This is a genomic window from Oleiphilus sp. HI0066 (genome assembly GCF_001635725.1).
This window is the reverse complement of record NZ_LWFH01001832.1, coordinates 1-869: the sequence shown is the minus strand read 5'-3', so window position 1 is coordinate 869 and position 869 is coordinate 1. Positions and strand designations below refer to the sequence as shown.

Below are 869 nucleotides of genomic sequence, written 5' to 3'. Positions count from 1 at the left end.
AAAGCCTATTCCGAAACTGATTTAGTCAGTTCTGAGCCAGTGACCGTCGTGTTATCTGAAAAAGGCTGGGTACGCGCTGCGAAAGGGCATGACATTGATCCAAAAGGCTTGAACTACAAAGCTGGCGATAGTTTTAGTTTGTCGGCAAAAGGTCGTAGTCAACAAGGTGTCATCTTCTTAGATTCTACTGGTAGGGCGTATACGGTAGCAGCACATACTCTGCCGTCTGCTCGAGGCCAAGGTGAACCCTTAACCGGTAAAATAAACCCACCATCTGGTGCAGAGTTTAGAGCGGTGCTAATGGGTAAAGAGGGGCAAAAATTGCTCATGATGAGCGATGCCGGTTATGGCTTTGTTTCAAGCATTGATCAACTTCAAAGTAAGAATAAAGCGGGCAAAGCTGCGATCACATTGCCTAAGAATGCTGAAGTGATGCATCCGATGGTCATCGATGATGTAGAGAGTCAGTTGCTTGCTGCAGTGACTAATGAAGGCCGAATGCTGGTGTTCCCTGTGAAAGACCTTCCTGAATTGGCGAAAGGTAAGGGTAATAAGATTATCAGCATTCCTTCAGCGCGAGCTCAGAGTAAAGATGAGCTGATGACCAATGTTGCGATTTTCTCAGAAGCCGATTTTGTGGTCATTCACTCTGGTAAACGCCACTTGAAGCTTAAATACAGTGATTTGCAGCACTATGTTGGTGAACGCGGACGAAGAGGGCAAAAACTGCCAAGAGGATTGCAGCGTGTAGACCGTATTGAAATTATTAAAACGGGTAAGGCTGACGCTGAGCCAGAAGCAGAGCAGCAAGCAGAATAGTCACTAGAATAAAAGCCGTTGTTACAACGGCTTTTTGTTATCCAAGAATT

1 protein-coding gene is annotated in these 869 nt (G+C 45.6%); it reads left to right on the top strand.

What is annotated here, in order from left to right; all coding sequences use genetic code 11:
- The coding region (locus A3738_RS28435) for a DNA gyrase C-terminal beta-propeller domain-containing protein (protein ID WP_304440141.1) at positions 1-819 on the top strand (819 nt) is incomplete at its 5' end.
- Positions 820-869: the final 50 nt, after the last annotated feature.